A 19,521-nucleotide genomic window follows, 5' to 3' on the forward strand; every position below is an offset into this window, starting at 1 on the left:
TATGTAGGCTTATTTTTTTCTTTATCGTTACATTTTTATTGTTTATCAATAAATTATTGTTGATAATTGCGTAATCATTTTAAACAGGGAGTTAATCATGGAAATTAAAATCACCACTAGCCAAGTTTTGAAAGTGTTGCAGGTACTTTCTTGGGTCATTTTTATTGGCTTATGTATTGAAGCTGGCGGCACAGCTATCAATACGATCATCACAATGTTCATCAACCCACAGGGCGTTGAGAACTTTTGGGAAGGCGCAGATTATCTATCAAGTCTTTACAACTTTGACCAAGGACACTTTTTTGCCATCACACTAATCATGACCATTGTCGCGGTATTGAAAGCCTTCATGTTTTACCTTATCATAAAACTGTTTATTGAAAAAAAGCTGACCATTGCTCAGCCTTTCAACATAGCATTAAGACAGTTCATTGTAAAGCAGTCCTACCTCGCTTTGGGCATTGGCCTGTTTTCTTATTTTGGATCCAAATATGCCATATGGCTGACTGAACAAGGGCTTCCGATGGCCAACCTAGAGTCATTGCACATTGCAGGAGCCGATGTATGGCTCTTTATGGTAGTTATACTTTTTGTAATCGTGCAAGTGGTTAAAAGAGGAATCGAGATTCAAAGTGAACACGATTTAACCGTATAACCTATGCCCATAATAGTAAACTTAGATGTTATGATGGCAAAGCGGAAGATGTCGCTCAACGAACTTTCCGAAAAAGTAGGTTTAACCCTGTCTAACCTTTCCATCCTAAAAACAGGGAAAGCAAAAGCCATTCGGTTCAGTACACTGGAAGGAATCTGCGAAGTGCTAGACTGCCAACCAGCGGACATTCTAGAGTTTGTGAGCGAAAAGAAATAAGTAATTCTACCTCTACCCTGCCCCTGTTTGGTGTTTTCACCAACAGGCTGCAAAGCCTAATTACTTTACTTTGGGCATTGATGAAGGGGTAGTGAGGAAAAGCAGACATTGGATGCTTGTTGGTGAAGAACACCAACAAGGGCAGCGAAAATCATCGGCAGAAACTTAAAAATTAAGTCATGCTGTAAGCATCCTTTTCAGTAACACAAGAAACAGATTCAAGTAACCGCTATAGTAAAGAACACCAACAAGGTCAGCGATTAACCTCCCTCAGCCCTGAAAGGGCTATATATCAAAACGAAGGGTGTAACCCTTCGGAACCCACCCCCCTATTCTAATCCAGTCCTGTAAGGACTAAGTCTATCACTGCCGACAAAAAAAACGGAGGGCAAAAACCCTCCGCATAACTACCTGACATATTCAATCGCCCCGAAAGACGGAATATTAATTACTTCAATGTACTCTTATTATAGTACTCCATCGCCTTTGGCAATGCAGCGTTCAGTCTTTCAATCCTAGTTTCATGGCTTGGGTGTGTTGAAAGAAACTCTGGTGGTGCTTGACCACTACTTCCTTCCGACATTCTTTCCCAAAACTTAGGCGCTTCACTTGGGTCGTAACCCGCAATGGCCATAAAAGTCAAGCCCAATTCATCAGCCTCTGACTCATGGGTTCTTGAGAATTTCAAAAGCCCAATATCCGTCCCTATACCTACCGCCTGAAATACCATTTGTTGTGCCAAAGTTGGGTCTTGACCTAATGCCACTGCACCTATGCTTAAACCCACCTGTTTAGCATAACTCTGATTCATTCGCTCTTGACCATGTTTAGCTACAGCATGGGCCACTTCGTGTCCCATTACTACGGCTACACCCAAATCATCTTTACAAATAGGAATGATTCCTGTATAGAAAGCCACTTTACCGCCTGGCATCGCCCAAGCGTTTACTTGCTCACTTTCAATCAGGTTGAACTCCCAATCGAAACCATCCAAAAGCCCTTCATAACCATTGTTATTCATGTATTGCTCTACCGCTTTTTGAATTCTGTTGCCCACACGTTTAATCATGGCCACTTGCTCTTGATTATCCGAAAGCTTTACAGAATCAATTACTTGCTTGTAAGCATCAGCACTCATCGCAATCACTTCTTCACTACTCACCACTCCGGTAAGTTGTCTTCTGCCTGTAATTGGCACAGTAGTACACCCAATCACTAAGGCTACTATAAAACCAAGTGCTATTATTTTTCTCATCACTAAAAGTTCTCTATTATTAAAAATGTATCTTCCTGAATAACAAGGTCTATTGCTATATTCCTTCGTTTCACAAAAATGATCATAAATGACAGGTTGTCAAATCAGATCGAAATTTTAATTTTGTGCTGAGGTTGCCTTTTGGTTATCCAACCCTAACTAAACTTATCCGAATGAAGATTGTTGCTATTGGCCGTAATTATGCAGAGCATATTGCTGAATTAAACAATGAACGCCCGACAGAACCAGTGGTTTTTCTAAAGCCAGATACGGCCGTATTAAGAAATAACGCGCCTTTCTATCACCCAGACTTCTCTAATGACGTCCATTTCGAGGTAGAAATACTTTTAAAAATAAGTAGAGAAGGAAAACACATCGAGAAGAAATTCGCCCACAAATACTATGATGAAATTGGCGTGGGAATTGATTTTACGGCCAGAGACGTTCAGCAGCGCTGCAAAGAAAAAGGATTACCTTGGGAAAAAGCCAAGGCTTTTAATGGCTCAGCCCCTATTTCTGAATTTGTGAGCAAAGACAAGTTTGATTTGAATAACATCAACTTTAGCTTGCAACAAAACAGTGAAGTAAAACAAGACGGAAATACCAAGATGATGCTTTTCAGTTTTGACGACATCATTGAGCATATTTCGAAATACTTTACGTTGAAGAAGGGAGACATCATTTTTACCGGTACGCCTGCGGGTGTTGGTAAAACGGTCATTGGCGACACACTTACTGCTTATATAGAGAATGAGAAAATGTTGGAAGTTGAGGTTAAGTAGATTTTATTTTATTCCCCTTTTGTTTATTACCGTTTCGACCTTTGCTCAATACAGCAAGATTGAAAAAGGCTATTATCAATTCCCCATTCAGCCAGAACGCACTAACTATTTGGCGGGAAATATGGGTGAATTGCGGGCCTCTCATTTCCATGCTGGACTTGACATTAAAACCAATGGTGTGGAAGGCTTGGATGTGTATTCCGCGGCCGAAGGTTATGTAAGCCGTATAGCGGTGTCTACTGGAGGTTATGGCAATGCCATTTACGTGGTTCACCCCAATGGCACCACAACCGTGTACGCTCACTTACAGCGCTTCAATAAAGAACTGGCTAAATACGTGCTGGAAAGTCAGTACAAACAAAAGTCTTTCGGGGTAAATCTATTTCCCGACCGTGGTAGGTTTAAGTTGAAAAAAGGCGAAGTATTGGGCTACTCAGGAAACTCGGGATCTTCAACAGGCCCACACCTTCATTTCGAAATTAGAGATGCCAAACAGGAAGTGCTCGATCCGCTTCGAATTGGCTTCACCGAAATCAAAGACAAAATCGCGCCTATTGCCGAAAGAGTTGCCTTGAAAACGATGGACATTAATTCTAGGGTTAATGGGCAGTTTGGTAGATTCGAATTCAACCTTGAAAAGCGAGGAAACGAATACGTGATCACTGACACCATTCGCGCAGCAGGGAAAATTGGCTTTGAGATTTGGGCTCATGACAAACTGGATGGAGCAGCCAACAGAAATGGAGTTCCAGAAATTGATGTATATCAAAACCAAGAATTACTCTTCAGTCAAAGAATTGATTCTGTCAACTTCTCTTTACAAAACAACATTAAAGTCCACACCAATTACAAGGCTGAACAAGAAACCAACAGACGCTACAATAAACTCTATGTGGATGATGGCAATGGCTTAGGTTTTTATAATGGCATCAAAAACAAGGGCTTCTTCTACCCAAAGCAAGACTCCATTTACCTTTTCCAGATTATAATGGCCGATGCCTATGGCAACCAGCGTAGGGTTTCATTCAATGTAAAAGGTACAAAGGTCTCTCCTACTGAACTCGCGCTAGTAGACCGCAGGGATCATTCTTATTTATTAGACAATACGCTACAAATTAACAGAAAGCGTAAAGGAGAACTTAATAACATCACTGTATATACCCAGCAAGGCTCGCACATTTTAGAACCCGCTTATTCCGATGGTGAGGAAAACGTTTATTTGGTGAATTTGAATAAAGGTTTGCCAACATCCATTGATTATGGAGACGATCAGGAAGCCATCGATTTTATTGATATGATTCCTTCCGAAAAAGAACACTCTTATCTCTCCGAGTCCTTTTCGGCTGCTTTTGGCAAAAACACCTTATTCGATACCCTCTATTTGAAGGCCAGACATTACATTGATGAAGACAAAAAGATCGAAGTATTACAGGTAGGTGATGAGGTTTCGGCTTTAAGGGGAATTGTCGAAATTGAGCTTGTACCACTGTCGCAATACGATTCGCTAGAGCAATTTCAGGCCTATGCACTGAGTAATTCAGGCAGTGCTAGTTATGTAGGGGGCACTTGGCAGGAAGGAAAAATTAGGTTCGCTACATCATCTTTAGGCAATTTTACGCTGATGAAAGATTTGATCTCTCCTACCATCAAACAACGCGCATCAACGAACGGCATTCTATATTTCAATATTGACGATGAGCTTTCGGGCATTAAAGATTACGAAGCTACCATTAACGGAGAATGGCTTTTGATGAACTACGACTCCAAGAGAAAATTAATTTGGTCAGAAACTTTAGATAAGAGCAAACCATTGAAGGGAGATTTTGCTTTAACAGTAACAGATTACGCTGGAAACAAGAAAACCCTAACGTTAAAACTTTAATTATGGCATTACAAGCAGGCGATAAAGCCCCAAATTTTGAAGGAATCGATCAAGACAGTAACCCCATTAAGCTTTCGGACTTTGCTGGAAAGAAATTAGCCCTATTCTTCTACCCAAAAGACAATACCCCCGGCTGCACCGCAGAAGCATGCAACCTTAGAGATAATTATAATGCCCTTTTAGAGGCTGGATACGCGATTGTTGGGATTAGTTCCGATTCGGCAAAGAAGCATCAAAATTTTATTAATAAATTCGCACTACCATTTCCGCTAATTGCCGATGAAGACAAGAGTATTCATGAGCAGTTTGGAACCTGGGTAGAGAAATCGATGTATGGTAGAACTTATATGGGAACTGCCCGCACAACATTTATTATTGATGAAAACGGAGTGATTGAAGAGGTGATTGCGAAAGTAAAAACCAAAGACCACACCGCTCAGATATTGAAATAATTTTTAACCAATCATTAATACAGCGTGAATAAACCTAGTATTGAAACCCTAGAGAAAACAGCTTCTCAGGTAAGGCGTGATATTGTACGAATGGTACATGCCGTGAACTCTGGTCACCCAGGAGGCTCTTTAGGATGCACCGATTTCCTTACTGCTTTGTACTTCAACATCATGGACATCAAAAAACCATTTGATCCAGATGGAAGAGACGAAGACATGTTCTTTTTATCGAACGGGCACATTTCTCCGGTTTGGTACAGCATTTTGGCCCGCAGCGGTTACTTCCCTGTGGCCGAACTTGCCACTTTCCGAAAGTTAGATTCTAGGCTTCAAGGCCACCCTGCTACCGAAGAAGGTTTACCCGGAATTCGTGTAGCTTCAGGCTCATTGGGTCAAGGCCTATCTGTAGCCTGTGGTGCTGCTCAAGCTAAAAAACTGAACAAGGACGACAAGCGTGTGTATGTTTTGATGGGCGATGGAGAACTTGATGAAGGTCAGGTATGGGAAGCGGCCATGTATGCTGCTCACTGCAAAATCGATAACCTTATTGCTACAGTAGATTACAACGGTCAGCAAATTGACGGGCCTACTTCTGAAGTAATGGACCTGATGGATTTGAAAGCCAAATGGCAAGCCTTTGGTTGGGATGTGATTGAAAGCGATGGTAATGACATGAAGTCGGTAATCAATGCCATGAGTTTAGCCAAATCACTTTCTGGTAAAGGAAAGCCAGTAGTGAACCTGATGAAAACCGAAATGGGTGCTGGTGTAGACTTTATGATGGGTTCGCACAAATGGCATGGTGTAGCGCCAAACGATGAACAATTGGCTACCGCTTTGGCCCAGTTAGAAGAAACCCTTGGAGACTATTAATAAGCAGCAATGACGAAATTAACATACACAGAAAAAAAAGATACGCGTTCTGGCTTCGGTGCTGGTTTATTGGAATTAGGACGTACCAACCCTGAAGTAGTGGCGCTTTGTGCCGACCTAGTGGGTTCTTTGAAAATGCAGGATTTCATCGATGAATTTCCTGAAAGATTCTTTCAAATAGGTATTGCTGAAGCGAACATGATGGGCGTGGCTGCTGGTTTAACCATTGGCGGTAAAATTCCTTTCACAGGTACTTTCGCCAACTTCTCTACGGGTCGTGTTTACGATCAAATCCGCCAGTCGATTGCTTATTCTGGTAAAAACGTAAAGATTTGTGCTTCTCACGCAGGTTTAACTTTGGGTGAAGATGGTGCAACACACCAGATTTTGGAAGACATCGGTTTGATGAAAATGTTACCGCACATGACGGTGATCAATCCATGTGATTACAACCAAACCAAAGCGGCTACCATTGCCATTGCTGAATTTGAAGGCCCGGTATACTTGCGTTTTGGAAGACCAAAAGTGCCTGTATTTACGCCAGCCGATCAGAAATTCGAAATTGGCAAAGCCCTTAAAATGATTGAAGGAAATGATGTAACCATCTTTGCTACGGGTCATTTGGTATGGGAAGCTATTGAAGCAGAAGCGGTTTTGGCCAAAGAAGGCATTAGCGTGGAAGTGATTAACATTCACACCATTAAGCCTTTAGACGTTCAAGCGATTATTGAATCAGCTAAGAAAACGGGTTGTGTAGTGACTGCCGAAGAGCACCAAATGAATGGTGGTTTGGGCGATAGCGTAGCACAGACTTTAGCGCTTAACCTCCCTACCCCATTAGAAATGGTAGCGGTGAATGATTCTTTCGGTGAAAGCGGAACGCCAGAGCAATTGATGAAGAAATACGGTATCGATGCTGAAAACATTGTGAAAGCTGTTAAAAGAGTAATGAAGAGAAAGTAATTTCCCTTCAAACCCTAAAATACAGAAAGCCCGATTCGTAAGAATTGGGCTTTTTTTGTGGTTGATTGAATTGTAGCCCCCTGCCCCATGGTTCTTGGCACTCCCTCTCCGAACAGACAGACTCTCACGGTTTCGTTTTTCAAACTTTAACCTCAGAGTGACGGTTATTTTTGGCGTCATTCTGAGGGAATTCACTTGTGGGCACACAATGTGAATGACCGCGAGAATCCATCAGTAATAAGCACTTACCCTGCAAACCAACAGACTCTCGCAGTCTCCTTTTTCAAACTCAACCTCAGAGTGACGATTAATTTTAACGTCATTCTGAGGGAATTCACTTGTGGGTACACAATGTGAATGACCGCGAGAATCCGTCTGTAATAAGCATTTTCCCTGCAAACCAACAGACTCTCGCGGTTTCGTTTTTCAAACTCAACCTCAGAGTGACGATAAATTGTAGGACTACGTGTTGTTTGCGGTAAAGAAACCAATCCACTTGATATACCACAAAGACCAGCTAGCTTTATTAATTTAGTGCTTGCCAATGAACAAGTCTACATTTAAGCTCCGCCCGTTTTTATACAGTTTATTCATATTGATTGCCTTGGTGATTATTGCTGATTTTTCGCTACCCGGAAGAGCCTATACCGATGAAGTGATAAAGGTTCAATCGGAGCGTCAACAGTATTTTAACGCAGCTCAGAACTACCACTATTCATACAAGCTAACTACTGGCCAACACGATTTTTCTGTATCGGAAGAATTTGCAGAAACAGTCAATGAAGGTGATACAGTCAATTACCGTCTTTCGCGCATATTCAAAGAGGTCAATCGCTATCACCTAAGCGCAACTGAAAGCATTCACACGGATTCTTTTAGGCGGTATTCTGGCCTTATCCTTCCATTGCTTGTGCTCTTGGTTATGGGGCTCGCTTATCAGCATGGAAAAAGAATGAGTGCACTAATTTTCGTTTTGCAGACACTTACCCTAGGCGACTTAGTGTTTTTGATCATGTGATGAAGCCAATTCGCAGCGTTCTCCCCCTCTGTGTTTCTGAAAAAGCCCCTTACAGGGTGACGGGTTCAATAGAGCCTCATCGGAGCGTCATGCTATTCAATAAGTTCTTATGCTAGTAAAAACCCTTCTTGATTAGCACAATGTGTAACATTAGTCACAAAAAAGCCAAAACTGGGGAGTTACCTTTATTCCATAATCATAGACAGAGAATCATGGAACAAATTCAAGAACAAGAAATCATTAGCATGCCAAGAATTGGCGATGCCGCACCAGAGTTTAAAGCTGTGACCACACAAGGGGACATCAATTTTCCTGCTGATTACGCTGGAGACTGGGTTATTCTATTTAGTCACCCTGCCGACTTTACACCGGTATGTACTTCAGAATTTATGACTTTTGCGTCAATGGAAGACAAATTTGCTGAAGCGAATTGTAAACTAGTGGGTCTCTCAATTGATGGCTTATACAGCCACATTGCTTGGTTAAGAACCATCAAAGAAAAGATAGAATACAAGGGAATGAAGAACGTAGAAGTAAACTTCCCTTTGATTGAGGACATCACAATGGATGTTGCCAAGAAATACGGAATGATTCAGCCCAATGAAGATTCAACAAAAGCCGTTAGGGCCGTATTCTTTATTGACCCAAAAGGAATCATAAGAACTATCATATACTATCCACTTAGTCTGGGTAGAAATTTTGATGAATTGTACAGAGTAATCATTGCTTTGCAAACCGCAGATGCATTTGAAGTTGCAACTCCTGCCGACTGGTATCCTGGTGACGATGTGATTATTGGTCCTGCTGGTTCTTGCGGTACAGCAAAAGACAGAATGGAAGACAGTGATATTGATTGTAAAGACTGGTTCTTCTGTACCAAGAAGCTTGACAAAGACCTTGTATTAGGGAAGATTTTGAAAAAGAAATAGCGAGCAGAAAACCTCGATCCTTGTTGGGGGTTCGCAACTTCATATCTATTGGTCTGACCACTTGAAGTGGTCAGACCAATCTAAATCCTCCTTGCTTTACTGTTTAATAGAACTTAGTTGCCTTCCTTATTAAAACCACTACCACAGGTTCTCCCAAACTGCGAATAACTATTAACAAAGGACTCAGTCCACTTTCTTCTGTAACCAAAATCAGAATACATACTAACTTTTTCCTCAGCTATTTTATATTAGCAAACGGATCCTGAGGGAATTCATTTATAGTTACACAAGGTGAACGAGTGCGAGCTCTGATACCTAGGAGTGTCAGTACTTAGCACTCCCCCTTCAACCAGCCGGACTCATTCGGCATGGTTTTTCAAACTCAACCTCAGAGTGACGCAAGGTTGTAGGACTTTGCGTTTCTCCGCGTTCTTTGTGGTTTAATAAGGGTTAGTTATTTGCCTTCTCATTTTTAAAATCAGGCTTTTGCTCGTATTTTAACCCCATGACCAGAGAAGAAGCACGAAATATTCTAGCATCAATGACCAAAGGTGACAGCCTTTTACGTCATGCCCGAAGTGTAGAATTGGTAATGGAAGCATACGGAAAGCATTTTGGGGAAGACCCTGAAGAATGGGCCATTACTGGCATGTTACACGATGCCGATTATGAAGCCTATCCCGAAGAACACCCTAACCGAATTGTAAACATGCTTAGGGAAATGGGGGAAGAGAAAATAGCACATGCCATTTCTGCCCACTATACCAAGTGGAATGTCCCATACGAAACCAAACTCGACAAAGCCTTACTCGCCTGCGATGAACTGACAGGGTTTACTATTGCCTGTTGTCAGGTTAGACCAGAAAGCATTGAGGGTTTAACGGCTAAATCGGTAAAGAAAAAACTCAAGCAAAAAAGCTTTGCTGCCAAGGTAGAGCGCGATGAAATAGAAAAAGGCGTGGAACTCTTAGGTATTGACCTCAACGAGCACATTGAATTCATTATCAAGGTGTTGGAAGAGAATAGAAAAGAGCTGAATATTTAATGAAAAAGCTAATTGTACTCTCAGGGGCAGGCATAAGTGCCGAAAGCGGTTTAAAAACCTTTCGCGATGCAGATGGACTTTGGGAAGGCCATTCTGTAACCGAAGTAGCCACCCCTGAAGGTTGGTGCAACAACCCAGCACTGGTGATGGAGTTTTACAACCAACGCAGAAAGCAGGCTTTGGAAGCCAAGCCCAACAAAGCGCATGAAGTCCTCAAAGAATTAGAAGCTCATTTCGAAGTAAGCATCATTACTCAAAACGTAGATAATTTCCATGAACAGGCGGGTTCAAGCGAGGTGATTCACTTGCACGGTCAGCTTTTTCAGAGCCGTAGCGTGGCCGATGAATCATTGATTTATGATATGGATCATTGGGAATTGAAACTCGGGGATCTTTGCGAAAAAGGCCATCAGTTGCGTCCGAACATTGTATGGTTTGGTGAAGCAGTTCCCATGATGGACATAGCAGCCGAAATTACCCAACAAGCCAATATCCTCGTGATTGTAGGCACATCGCTCGTGGTGTACCCTGCCGCCAGTTTGGTGCATTATGTGGGCAATCATGTGCCTATATTTATTATAGACCCACATCAACCAGAAATCAGCCGAAGATCAAATCACCATTTTATTCAGGAAAAAGCCACTACTGGAATGGGGCGTTTGAAAGAAATTTTGCTGAAGGATCACATTTGAGTTTTGTAAAAAGAAAAAAAACTCACACTTTTACGTCATCATGAAGTTATGAGAATTGTGTTTACCATAGTAGCCGTCAGTGCACTGGTCGCAGAAGCGAGCAAGTAAAAAAGCTCGTACCCCTATTACTCATATTTTTACACTACTTTTTTCAAGACAACAATGACAGATTTTACAAAATCTTCTATTAAGAAGTTTATACACTATTTCAAAATAGCGATCACCGGTAAAGAAGAAGAATTCACTACGGGTAGTATTCGCAAAGCCATCTTCATCCTTTCCATTCCTATGATTTTGGAAATGTTGATGGAGTCAACATTCGCTTTGGTCGACATGATTTTTGTGTCGCAAGTAAGCACTAATGCCATTGCCACGGTAGTGCTCACAGAGTCAGTAATCACTTTGGTTTATGCTTTAGCGATTGGTTTAAGCATGGCGGCCACAGCAGTAGTCGCGCGCAGAACTGGCGAAAAAGACATGGAGGGTGCTTCCAAAACAGCAGTACAAGCCATATTTCTAGGAACGTTTATCGCCATTCTTATTGGGGCCTTTGGTATTATTTATCCTAAGGAAATTCTTGGTTTAATGGGCGGAGAACCCGATTTGATACAAGAAGGCTATCGTTATACCCAAATTATGATTGGCGGAAATATAACGGTAGTACTCCTATTCTTAATTAATGCGGTTTTTCGTGGCGCAGGAAATGCCTCTATCGCTATGTGGACCTTAGTGCTCTCCAACGGTATCAATATTATTCTCGATCCAATGTTCATTTTCGGCTTTGGCCCTATTCCAGCCTATGGTGTGGAAGGTGCAGCCATTGCCACCAATATAGGTCGTGGAGTAGCCGTAGTTGGGCAGCTCGTGGTACTCTTTATGGGGGGCAGTCGCATTAAAGTCGGTCTTAAAGATTTGGTCTTTCGTGGTAAAATCATGTGGGGTTTGATCAAAGTTTCCCTAGGAGGCATTGGTCAGTTCATTATCGGCACCTCTTCTTGGGTAATTCTCACCAGAATAATTTCTGAATTTGGAAATGATGTATTGGCAGGATACGGTATTTCCATTCGTGTAATGATGTTTACCATGATGCCCGCTTGGGGAATGAGCAACGCTGCGGCAACACTGGTTGGTCAAAATTTAGGAGCAGGCCAACCCGAAAGGGCGGAGAAGTCAGTTTGGACAACAGCAAAATACAATGCCATTTTTATGGTCAGTATTTCTGTGATCTACCTGCTCTTCGCTAAAACCATTGTGGGTTGGTTTAAAGGTGATATTGCCGTTGTAGAAGCTGGAGCCTTAAGTTTACAAGTAATCGCGGCTGGTTATGTATTCTATGCTTATGGCATGGTGCTTACACAGTCCTTTAATGGGGCCGGAAATACGAAAGTACCTACGGTAATTAATTTCTTCTGCTTTTGGTTATTCCAAATCCCGGTGGCTTATATTGCCGCACTGGTGCTTGGCTGGGGCCCATTGGGAGTTTACTTGGCCATTACCCTTTCTGAGACCCTAATTGCAGCGGTTTCATGGTATTGGTTCAAAAAAGGAAAATGGAAAACCTTTAAAGTTTAGAATGCCACAAATTTGCTAGGAACGCCTTATATTTATATATTAAAAATAAGGCGTTTTTTTTATGGCCAATTTTAAACCACTTTTATGAATCTATTATCTTTGATTCCCTGAATAACAACGAAACCATGAAAAAGCAAGCTTTTTTACTTACCATTTCAATTTTCCTCTGTCTTTCTTGCGAGAAAACAAGTACACCTACACTTGAAATGAACTCCATTGCCGAAGCCTATGTAAAGCTGGTGTTGGAAATTGGTCAATACGATTCAGACTTTGTGGATGCCTACCATGGCCCAGAAGATTGGAAACCAAAAGGCGAAAGATTAGCAAAACTTCCTTCAGAAGATTTTATTGAGAGGGCCTCTGCTCTATTATATCAGTTGGAAATGATAAATAGTGATGGTTTTGGTGAGCTTGAACAGTCTCGACTGAACATGATGAATAAGCAGTTGGTATCTGTAAAAACCAAAGTGGAAATGTTGGCCGGAAAATCCTTAACCTTTGATGAAGAAGCAAAACTATTATACGATGCAGAACCACCCCACTATACTCAATCTCATTTCGATAGTTTATTAAACTACCTAGACCATGCACTTGAGGGGGAAGGCTCTATTTCTGAGCGATTTGTAGCGTACTCCAGTCATTTTATTATACCAAGGAATAAATTAGATGCTGTATTTAAAGCAGCCATTACGGAAGCTCGTAAACGTACCGATTTGCACTTCAACCTCCCTGAAAATGAGAATTTTGCTCTGGAATATGTGAACGATAAGTCTTGGTCAGGTTACAATTATTATCAGGGCCAAGGCAAGAGTTTGATTCAACTAAACACCGATCTACCTATTTATATTGAAAGAGCCATCGATTTGGCTTGCCATGAAGGCTACCCTGGTCATCATGTTTTTAACGCCCTGCTAGAACAAAACTTAGTGAATGGTAAAGGATGGATAGAGTTTTCAGTGTATCCACTTTTTTCTCCACAGTCACTAATTGCAGAGGGAAGTGCCAACTACGGAATTGACGTGGCTTTTCCGGGCGAAGAAAGAATCAATTTTGAAAAGGAAGTGCTTTTTCCATTAGCAGGCATTGATCCTAACATGGCAGAACAATATTACGAAATTCAAGAGTTGCGTTCTAAGCTAGACTATGCAGGAAACGAAGCGGCTAGAAAATACTTGAACAAAGAAATCAGTAGAGAAGAAGCAGCCATATGGCTTGAAAAATATTTGCTCTACGAACCAGAACGTGCTTTGCAACGCACTCGTTTTTTCGATCAATACAGAAGCTATGTAATCAATTACAACCTCGGTAGAGACCTAGTTGATGAATATATCAAAGCCCAAGGAGGAACCGCAGACCATCCTGAACAACGATGGGCAATCTTTAAGAGCTTGCTTAGCAACCCGCACACCGCGAGTGGGTTAAAGTAGTCTGAATGATCTATTTATGATAGCATGTGCTTAGTTGCCAACCGATTGATTATCTAATCAAACTGATCTATAGTTTTTACCCTGATCCTGAGACTTCGGAGGAAGAAATTACAATTAACAGGTATACATTTCTTCCTGAACTACAGGATCAGATAAAGAAACCCAGAAGCTTCAGGGTAATATATGCTTCTTAGGAAGGCTCGGAGTTAAAAACTCAATACAATCGAGAATGGTGACAGTAACTCCTTAAGCAATGTGTTTACTTATTACTGATCTTTCTATTTTTATCCAAGCCAGCTTCGGCTACAGTCACTAATAAGGCCAACTTGATAGCATCAGCGCCATTTTTGTTTAACCACCATTCGGTCAATGCATGTCCGTCTGACCCTACACCACCACGCCCCAAAGTAACCGCTGGAATCCCCAAGGCGATTGGGATATTAGAGTTGGTAGAACCTCTGGTCAAGGAAGGTTCTTCACCAAAGAACTGAGTAGCTGCCATAGAGCGTTGTACCAAAGCAAGGCTTGTTGCCAATTCGCCACTTGGCCTATCTCCGATTTGCTCTAACACCAAAGTAAGTTTCTCGCCTTTGATACCGCTGTTATTGTAATCTACTAAGGCACGGTTCATGGCGTCTTTAAAGATTTTATCAATTTGATCTAATCGATCAGGACTTACCGAACGCATATCTACTTCCATCCATGATTCGAAAGGAATAGAGTTCACCGAAGTTCCTCCGCCCATTCGGCCTACATTAAAGCTTGTTCTTGGCCCATCTGCTGTGAATTTAGAAGCATCTTGCGTGAAGTAATCAATCGCCTTTCCAATGGCATGATGAGGATTCCCCAAACCAAAAGCACCCCAAGAGTGTCCGCCTGGCCCTTTGAAAATTGCTTTGTATCTTTTTGAGCCTAAACCTTGATTATTGACACGACCAATAGAACCTCCATCAATCGAAATCCATGAGTCAATTTTTACTTCGCCTGATTCGAATAAATGACGAACGCCTCTTAAATCGCCCAAGCCTTCTTCGCCTACAGTGCCTACAAAAAGCAAGTCCGCTTCAGTTTGGATTTCAGCTTTATTCAAAGCCCTTAAAGTGGTTAACACTACAATCAAACCTCGAGTATCATCACCGATTCCGGGTGCATACATGGTGTCGCCTTTGTATTTTACTTTTACATCCGTTCCTTCAGGGAAAACAGTGTCTAAATGTGCATCTAAAGCGACAGTCCTACCTCCTTTGTTGCCTTTCTTTAAAGCCAATACATTGCCGACTTCATCAATCCACACCCGATCAGCACCCGCTTCTTCTAGCATTTCCTTATACTTTAAGGCACGTTTGGTTTCCTTAAATGGAGGCGCTTCAATTTCTGTCAATAACACCAAATCACTTTGAGATAGAGCCTCAAGTTCATCTATGACCTGAAAAGCCTTTTCAAGCTGCTTTTCCAAAGTAAGGTTCTTAATTTCTTTTGTATATGCTTTTTCAACCTCGACCTTTTGGGCAACAAGGTTAATGCTTAAGAAAGTCACAAAAAGGAGGGCTATCAATTTCTTCATCATTGGGGTCTTTTATTCGGAATGAAGATAAGGCATAAATCTGAGTTGATTAAATGGTTTTTGATGAATAACCTGAAGCTGCTCAACCGATTGTCCTAAGCCACTTGTCTCAACTCTCATTTTCAACTATCTTGAACAAGGAATAAAATTAAATTATCAAATCTATAATCTCATGAAAAAGCTCACCAAAGAAGAAGTCAATCCAGAAATCTATGATCTGTATGATGATTATGCCCATAGTAAAATTGATCGAAGGCAGTTTATGGAGAAGCTTTCCATTTATGCGATTGGTGGTATCACGATAACCTCACTTATGGGCTTTATGATGCCCAATTATAAAGACACCATGTTGGTAGCGCCAGATGATGAAAGAATCAGTTCTGATTATATCAATTATGAATCGCCAAAAGGTGGTGGAACCATTAAAGGACTGCTATCTAAGCCAAATAATGCTTCTGGAAAACTTCCGGGAATTATCGTAGTTCATGAAAACCGTGGACTAAATCCTTATATCGAAGATGTAGGCCGTAGAGCCGCTGTAGATGGTTTTATTACCTTGGCGCCAGATGCCCTCACCCCGCTGGGTGGTTATCCTGGCAATGATGATGAAGGAAGAGCAATGCAAAGCAAACGTGACCGCGATGAAATGCTTGAAGACTTTATTGCAGCTTATGATCATTTGCGTAATCACCCAGATTGTAATGGTAAAATTGGCGTTGTCGGCTTCTGTTTCGGAGGTTGGATTGCCAATATGATGGCGGTAAAAGTACCTACTTTAGGCGCAGCAGTTCCTTTCTATGGTGGACAGCCTTCGGCAGAAGATGCTGCTAAAGTTAAAGCACCACTAATGTTACAGTATGGCGGTTTAGATACGAGAGTGAATGCGGGATGGCCTGCATACGAGGAAGTATTAAAAGCAAATAATGTGAAGTATGAGGTATTTATTTATGAGGATGCAAATCATGGCTTCCATAACAATACCACACCTCGTTATGATGAAGCTGCTGCTACTTTAGCTTGGTCTCGAACCATCAAGTTCTTTAAGGATAACCTGGTTTAACTGATCACCCTTTCTTGATATAAGAAGCTAATCACTTGTTATAACGCCCCTTCAGGGCTTATTAATTATATGTTGGACATAGGAATGGGGTGCACCCATTCCTATGATATTCCGCCCCGTTGGGGCTTTTTTGTGGTGAAACGCATTAAATCTAAAATAGAAATCACTCTACCTATTAGCCCTGAAGTGGCTGGATATAAAACACTTCAATCCTTTCAGTGGAATTTTTCAAATAGTTCGTAATCACACACAAAAGGCTTCTCTATTGAATAGAGAAGCCTTTTTATTCATAGAATGATTGAGATTACATCTCAAATTCGTTGATCAATTTTTCCTTTAGGTCCAGCAATTGTTTCCTTTTCCCAAGATTAAAGTGCTTATGCTCCCAGCGGCTCATAATAAAGCCTACAATAAAGAAAGCAGAGATTAAAATAATGTTGAATACAGATCTTTCGCTGTTAAGCACTGTGTACATACTAAACCCAATAACAATTAGGCAGAACCAAATCATGGATTGAGATAGCTTAATGCGATAATTGATATTTTCAATCGCATTCTCTAAATCTCCCAAAATTGAAACGTCCGTTTGCTGATCTCTTCTAATTCTTTGTGAACGTATGAACAAAATGTAAACCCCTACCATCATCATTAAAACCCCCATAGTAAGCGAAGCTACATTGCCGCTATTTTTCAGTAGGTGCGATATAATTACTACTCCTCCTCCAATAAGATTAGAGGCGATAAGTATGATTTCTGCAAAAGTGGTTGTTCTCTTTGTGCCCATTTTCTTGGCTTTAATCCTTCTGTGTAAGGCATCTTCATTGATCACATAAAGTGCCTCATCGTTCTGCGTATCCCATATTTTTTTCATTTCCTTAAATTCCATGGCGATCATGATTTTTCTGATTTAGTGGTTAAATGTTTCTTGATCCGGTTGATCTTCACTCCTACGTTACTTTCGGAAATCCCCAAAATCTTGGACATCTCTTTATAGCTGAACCCATCCAATAATAAGAGGGTGAGTGAACGATCTACCTCATTGAGTTTGGCAATTTCTTCATACAACCAAGCCAGCCGATCGTCTGGCGGTTGATGACTTTCAATGATGTGCTGACTAATATCAATCGACTCATGTCTATCTTGGTGCTTTCGCTCCTTGGTAGTCCATTTAATGGCCGTGTTTAGTGCAACGCGATAGAGCCAAGTGGTTACCGCTGATTGTTGCTTAAAACTCGTCACCGATCTCCAAACCTGAATCGCGATTTCTTGAAAAAGATCATCTCTGTCTTCTTCGTTAAAGGCATAAGACCTTACTATCTTAAATAGTAAAGCTTTATGCTGCTTTAACCAGGTTTGAAAAATGTGATTGATTTCGCTTTCCGTCATTTTGCCTTATTCTCAAACTACTAGTACCAATAGGCAATGGGTTTCTTACACAAGGACGCAATTTTTTATAATTTCATGCATAGCGCATTAGGGAGTTCCTTCTTTATAAAGTTGAAATCAGGTTTAATGCATACCTTTGCAGCCATAATTTTCAATCCTTTGTTTTATGAAAGAAGAGGCCGATAAACAGCTAAGTCCAGAAGAAATTCAGCGCTGTATTGAAGTAATGGAAAGCCTTATTGGCGACACCAACCAACTCTTTGAAATGCCAGAAGAGCAACGTGTGGCCTTATTTATGGCTGCAGGAAAATTAACTCGTCCCGACCGAGAGGAGTTTGCCAGGCGCAGAAAGGACGCTAAAAAGGCCGCTAAACGTAAAATGATTGAGCGCGATAAACACGCTCGAAAAACCACTGGGATTAGAAGTGCGAGAGAGCAAATTATTTTCGAAGCGCCAAAATTAATTTCATTGGTTGAACCAGAAAAGCTGGACACACCTGAACTAGAGTCGCCAAGAAACTGCTACGTATGCAAAGCGGTATACACTAAAGTGCACCATTTCTATGATACCATGTGCACCGATTGCGGTGACTTCAATTATGCCAAACGATTTCAAACCGCTGATCTTACAGGTCAAGTAGCCTTGGTTACTGGTTCTAGGTTGAAGATTGGCTACCACATTACTTTAATGCTCTTAAGGGCGGGCGCTACTGTAGTGGCCACCACCCGATTCCCCGTTGATTCTGCCATTCGCTTTTCAAAAGAGGCAGATTATACCGACTGGGGTGATCGTTTGAAGATTCACGGTTTAGATTTAAGACACATTCCCAGCGTGGAGATCTTCTGCAATTACATTGAACAGAAATACGACCGACTTGATATTCTGATTAATAACGCAGCACAAACCGTAAGAAGACCTTCTGGTTTTTACCATCACCTGATGGAGAACGAGGAGAAACCTATCGAGAAACTCACGCCTTATGTGAAAGACCTTTTGGCCGAACACCATTACTGTTTGCAAGAATTGAGAACACTTTCTTCAGGTGCTTCGGACAAGAAGAACAACGCCCTTTCGGTCACTTGGCACGCACCAGAACCGGGTATTGGAATTAGGGCCTCTGCGCAATTATCCCAGATTCCATACAGTTTCGATAATTCGCTTCCTACCAAAGAAGTATTCCCTGAAGGTCAATTAGATGCTGATTTGCAGCAAGTTGACTTAAGGAAGACCAATAGCTGGCGTTTAAAGTTGGGTCAAATTGAAACACCTGAAATGGTGGAAGTGCAACTGGTAAATGCCGTAGCGCCCTTTGTATTGTGTAATCGCCTTTCAAATTTAATGCGAAAAGAAAACACGGGCATAAAGCACATCATTAACGTTTCGGCCATGGAAGGCAAGTTCCATCGCTTCCATAAAGAAGACCGACATCCGCATACGAACATGGCCAAAGCTGCCCTGAACATGATGACGCACACTTCGGCTTCTGACTTTGCAAAGGATGGTATTTATATGAATGCTGTGGATACGGGCTGGGTGACTGATGAAGATCCTGCAGAGCTTTCTAAAGCGAAGCAAGAGGTACACGACTTTCAACCTCCATTGGATATTGTTGATGGTGCAGCCCGTGTAATGGATCCTTTATTTGACGGAATCAACACAGGAAAACACTGGTGCGGAAAATTCTTAAAAGACTACAGACCAATAGATTGGTAGTTCTAACTTCAATTAAAAAAACAGCCATTTAATGAA

General features: G+C 41.4%; 19 protein-coding genes. 15 read left to right on the plus strand and 4 right to left on the minus strand.

Annotated elements, in window-relative coordinates; translation table 11 throughout:
* Positions 1-97 precede the first annotated feature (97 nt).
* Together VOI17_RS04620 and VOI17_RS04625 are read left to right on the plus strand one after the other, a co-directional pair.
* The gene (locus VOI17_RS04620; protein ID WP_323756072.1) at positions 98-655 is read left to right on the plus strand and encodes a hypothetical protein; all 558 of its coding nucleotides are present in this window, start codon (positions 98-100) and stop codon (positions 653-655) included.
* 3 nt (positions 656-658) lie between these two features.
* Positions 659-871, plus strand: coding sequence for a helix-turn-helix transcriptional regulator (locus VOI17_RS04625; protein WP_323756073.1), 213 nt, complete (start codon positions 659-661; stop codon positions 869-871).
* Positions 872-1,319: 448 nt separating this feature from the next.
* Here VOI17_RS04625 and VOI17_RS04630 read toward each other — a convergent pair whose 3' ends face one another.
* Complete coding sequence (locus tag VOI17_RS04630; RefSeq protein ID WP_323756074.1) at positions 1,320-2,126, minus strand: M48 family metallopeptidase; 807 nt, start codon at positions 2,124-2,126, stop codon at positions 1,320-1,322.
* A 173-nt stretch (positions 2,127-2,299) separates the two neighbouring features.
* Between VOI17_RS04630 and VOI17_RS04635 the strand changes: the two genes are divergently transcribed.
* From VOI17_RS04635 to VOI17_RS04685, 11 genes are all read left to right on the plus strand, one after another.
* On the plus strand, positions 2,300-2,908 hold the full coding sequence (locus tag VOI17_RS04635) for a fumarylacetoacetate hydrolase family protein (protein WP_323756075.1): 609 nt from the start codon (positions 2,300-2,302) through the stop codon (positions 2,906-2,908).
* Complete coding sequence (locus tag VOI17_RS04640; protein WP_323756076.1) at positions 2,895-4,790, plus strand: M23 family metallopeptidase; 1,896 nt, start codon at positions 2,895-2,897, stop codon at positions 4,788-4,790. The genes VOI17_RS04635 and VOI17_RS04640 overlap by 14 nt, the downstream gene beginning before the upstream one ends.
* A gap of 2 nt (positions 4,791-4,792) precedes the next feature.
* Positions 4,793-5,242 (plus strand): thioredoxin-dependent thiol peroxidase, encoded by a 450-nt coding sequence (gene bcp, locus VOI17_RS04645; RefSeq protein ID WP_323756077.1) that lies wholly within the window; start codon positions 4,793-4,795, stop codon positions 5,240-5,242.
* A gap of 24 nt (positions 5,243-5,266) precedes the next feature.
* Positions 5,267-6,115 (plus strand): transketolase, encoded by an 849-nt coding sequence (locus VOI17_RS04650; protein ID WP_068417464.1) that lies wholly within the window; start codon positions 5,267-5,269, stop codon positions 6,113-6,115.
* A 9-nt stretch (positions 6,116-6,124) separates the two neighbouring features.
* Positions 6,125-7,078 carry a transketolase family protein gene (locus VOI17_RS04655; RefSeq protein WP_323756078.1) on the plus strand — a complete coding sequence of 318 codons (954 nt, stop codon included), beginning with the start codon at positions 6,125-6,127 and terminating at the stop codon, positions 7,076-7,078.
* 544 nt (positions 7,079-7,622) lie between these two features.
* Positions 7,623-8,096 (plus strand): hypothetical protein, encoded by a 474-nt coding sequence (locus VOI17_RS04660; protein ID WP_323756079.1) that lies wholly within the window; start codon positions 7,623-7,625, stop codon positions 8,094-8,096.
* Between the two features lie 212 nt (positions 8,097-8,308).
* On the plus strand, positions 8,309-9,025 hold the full coding sequence (locus tag VOI17_RS04665; protein WP_323756080.1) for a peroxiredoxin: 717 nt from the start codon (positions 8,309-8,311) through the stop codon (positions 9,023-9,025).
* A 505-nt stretch (positions 9,026-9,530) separates the two neighbouring features.
* Positions 9,531-10,070, plus strand: a complete 540-nt coding sequence (locus VOI17_RS04670) for an HD domain-containing protein (protein ID WP_323756081.1) — start codon at positions 9,531-9,533, stop codon at positions 10,068-10,070.
* The gene (locus VOI17_RS04675; RefSeq protein WP_323756082.1) at positions 10,070-10,762 is read left to right on the plus strand and encodes an NAD-dependent deacylase; all 693 of its coding nucleotides are present in this window, start codon (positions 10,070-10,072) and stop codon (positions 10,760-10,762) included. Before VOI17_RS04670 ends, VOI17_RS04675 begins: the two co-directional genes overlap by 1 nt.
* A gap of 162 nt (positions 10,763-10,924) precedes the next feature.
* Positions 10,925-12,334 (plus strand): MATE family efflux transporter, encoded by a 1,410-nt coding sequence (locus VOI17_RS04680; RefSeq protein ID WP_323756083.1) that lies wholly within the window; start codon positions 10,925-10,927, stop codon positions 12,332-12,334.
* 125 nt (positions 12,335-12,459) lie between these two features.
* Complete coding sequence (locus VOI17_RS04685) at positions 12,460-13,761, plus strand: hypothetical protein (protein ID WP_323756084.1); 1,302 nt, start codon at positions 12,460-12,462, stop codon at positions 13,759-13,761.
* 259 nt (positions 13,762-14,020) lie between these two features.
* On the opposite strand, the gene VOI17_RS04690 is transcribed toward VOI17_RS04685, so the two are convergent.
* Complete coding sequence (locus VOI17_RS04690) at positions 14,021-15,328, minus strand: M20/M25/M40 family metallo-hydrolase (protein WP_323756085.1); 1,308 nt, start codon at positions 15,326-15,328, stop codon at positions 14,021-14,023.
* Positions 15,329-15,497: 169 nt separating this feature from the next.
* On the opposite strand from VOI17_RS04690, the gene VOI17_RS04695 reads away from it, so the two are divergent.
* Positions 15,498-16,385, plus strand: coding sequence for a dienelactone hydrolase family protein (locus VOI17_RS04695; RefSeq protein WP_323756086.1), 888 nt, complete (start codon positions 15,498-15,500; stop codon positions 16,383-16,385).
* 304 nt (positions 16,386-16,689) lie between these two features.
* Here the strand turns inward: VOI17_RS04695 and VOI17_RS04700 are convergent, their stop codons facing one another.
* Together VOI17_RS04700 and VOI17_RS04705 are read right to left on the minus strand one after the other, a co-directional pair.
* Positions 16,690-17,280: a hypothetical protein gene (locus VOI17_RS04700; protein WP_323756087.1), complete on the minus strand. Its 591-nt coding sequence runs from the start codon at positions 17,278-17,280 to the stop codon at positions 16,690-16,692.
* Positions 17,277-17,771 (minus strand): sigma-70 family RNA polymerase sigma factor, encoded by a 495-nt coding sequence (locus VOI17_RS04705; RefSeq protein ID WP_323756088.1) that lies wholly within the window; start codon positions 17,769-17,771, stop codon positions 17,277-17,279. The genes VOI17_RS04700 and VOI17_RS04705 overlap by 4 nt, the downstream gene beginning before the upstream one ends.
* A gap of 166 nt (positions 17,772-17,937) precedes the next feature.
* Here VOI17_RS04705 and VOI17_RS04710 point away from each other — a divergent pair, with 166 nt between their 5' ends.
* Positions 17,938-19,485, plus strand: coding sequence for an SDR family oxidoreductase (locus VOI17_RS04710; protein ID WP_323756089.1), 1,548 nt, complete (start codon positions 17,938-17,940; stop codon positions 19,483-19,485).
* Positions 19,486-19,521 lie beyond the last annotated feature (36 nt).

Origin of the sequence: Roseivirga sp. (genome assembly GCF_034669765.1) — a bacterium.
Classification (GTDB): Bacteria; Bacteroidota; Bacteroidia; order Cytophagales; family Cyclobacteriaceae; genus Roseivirga.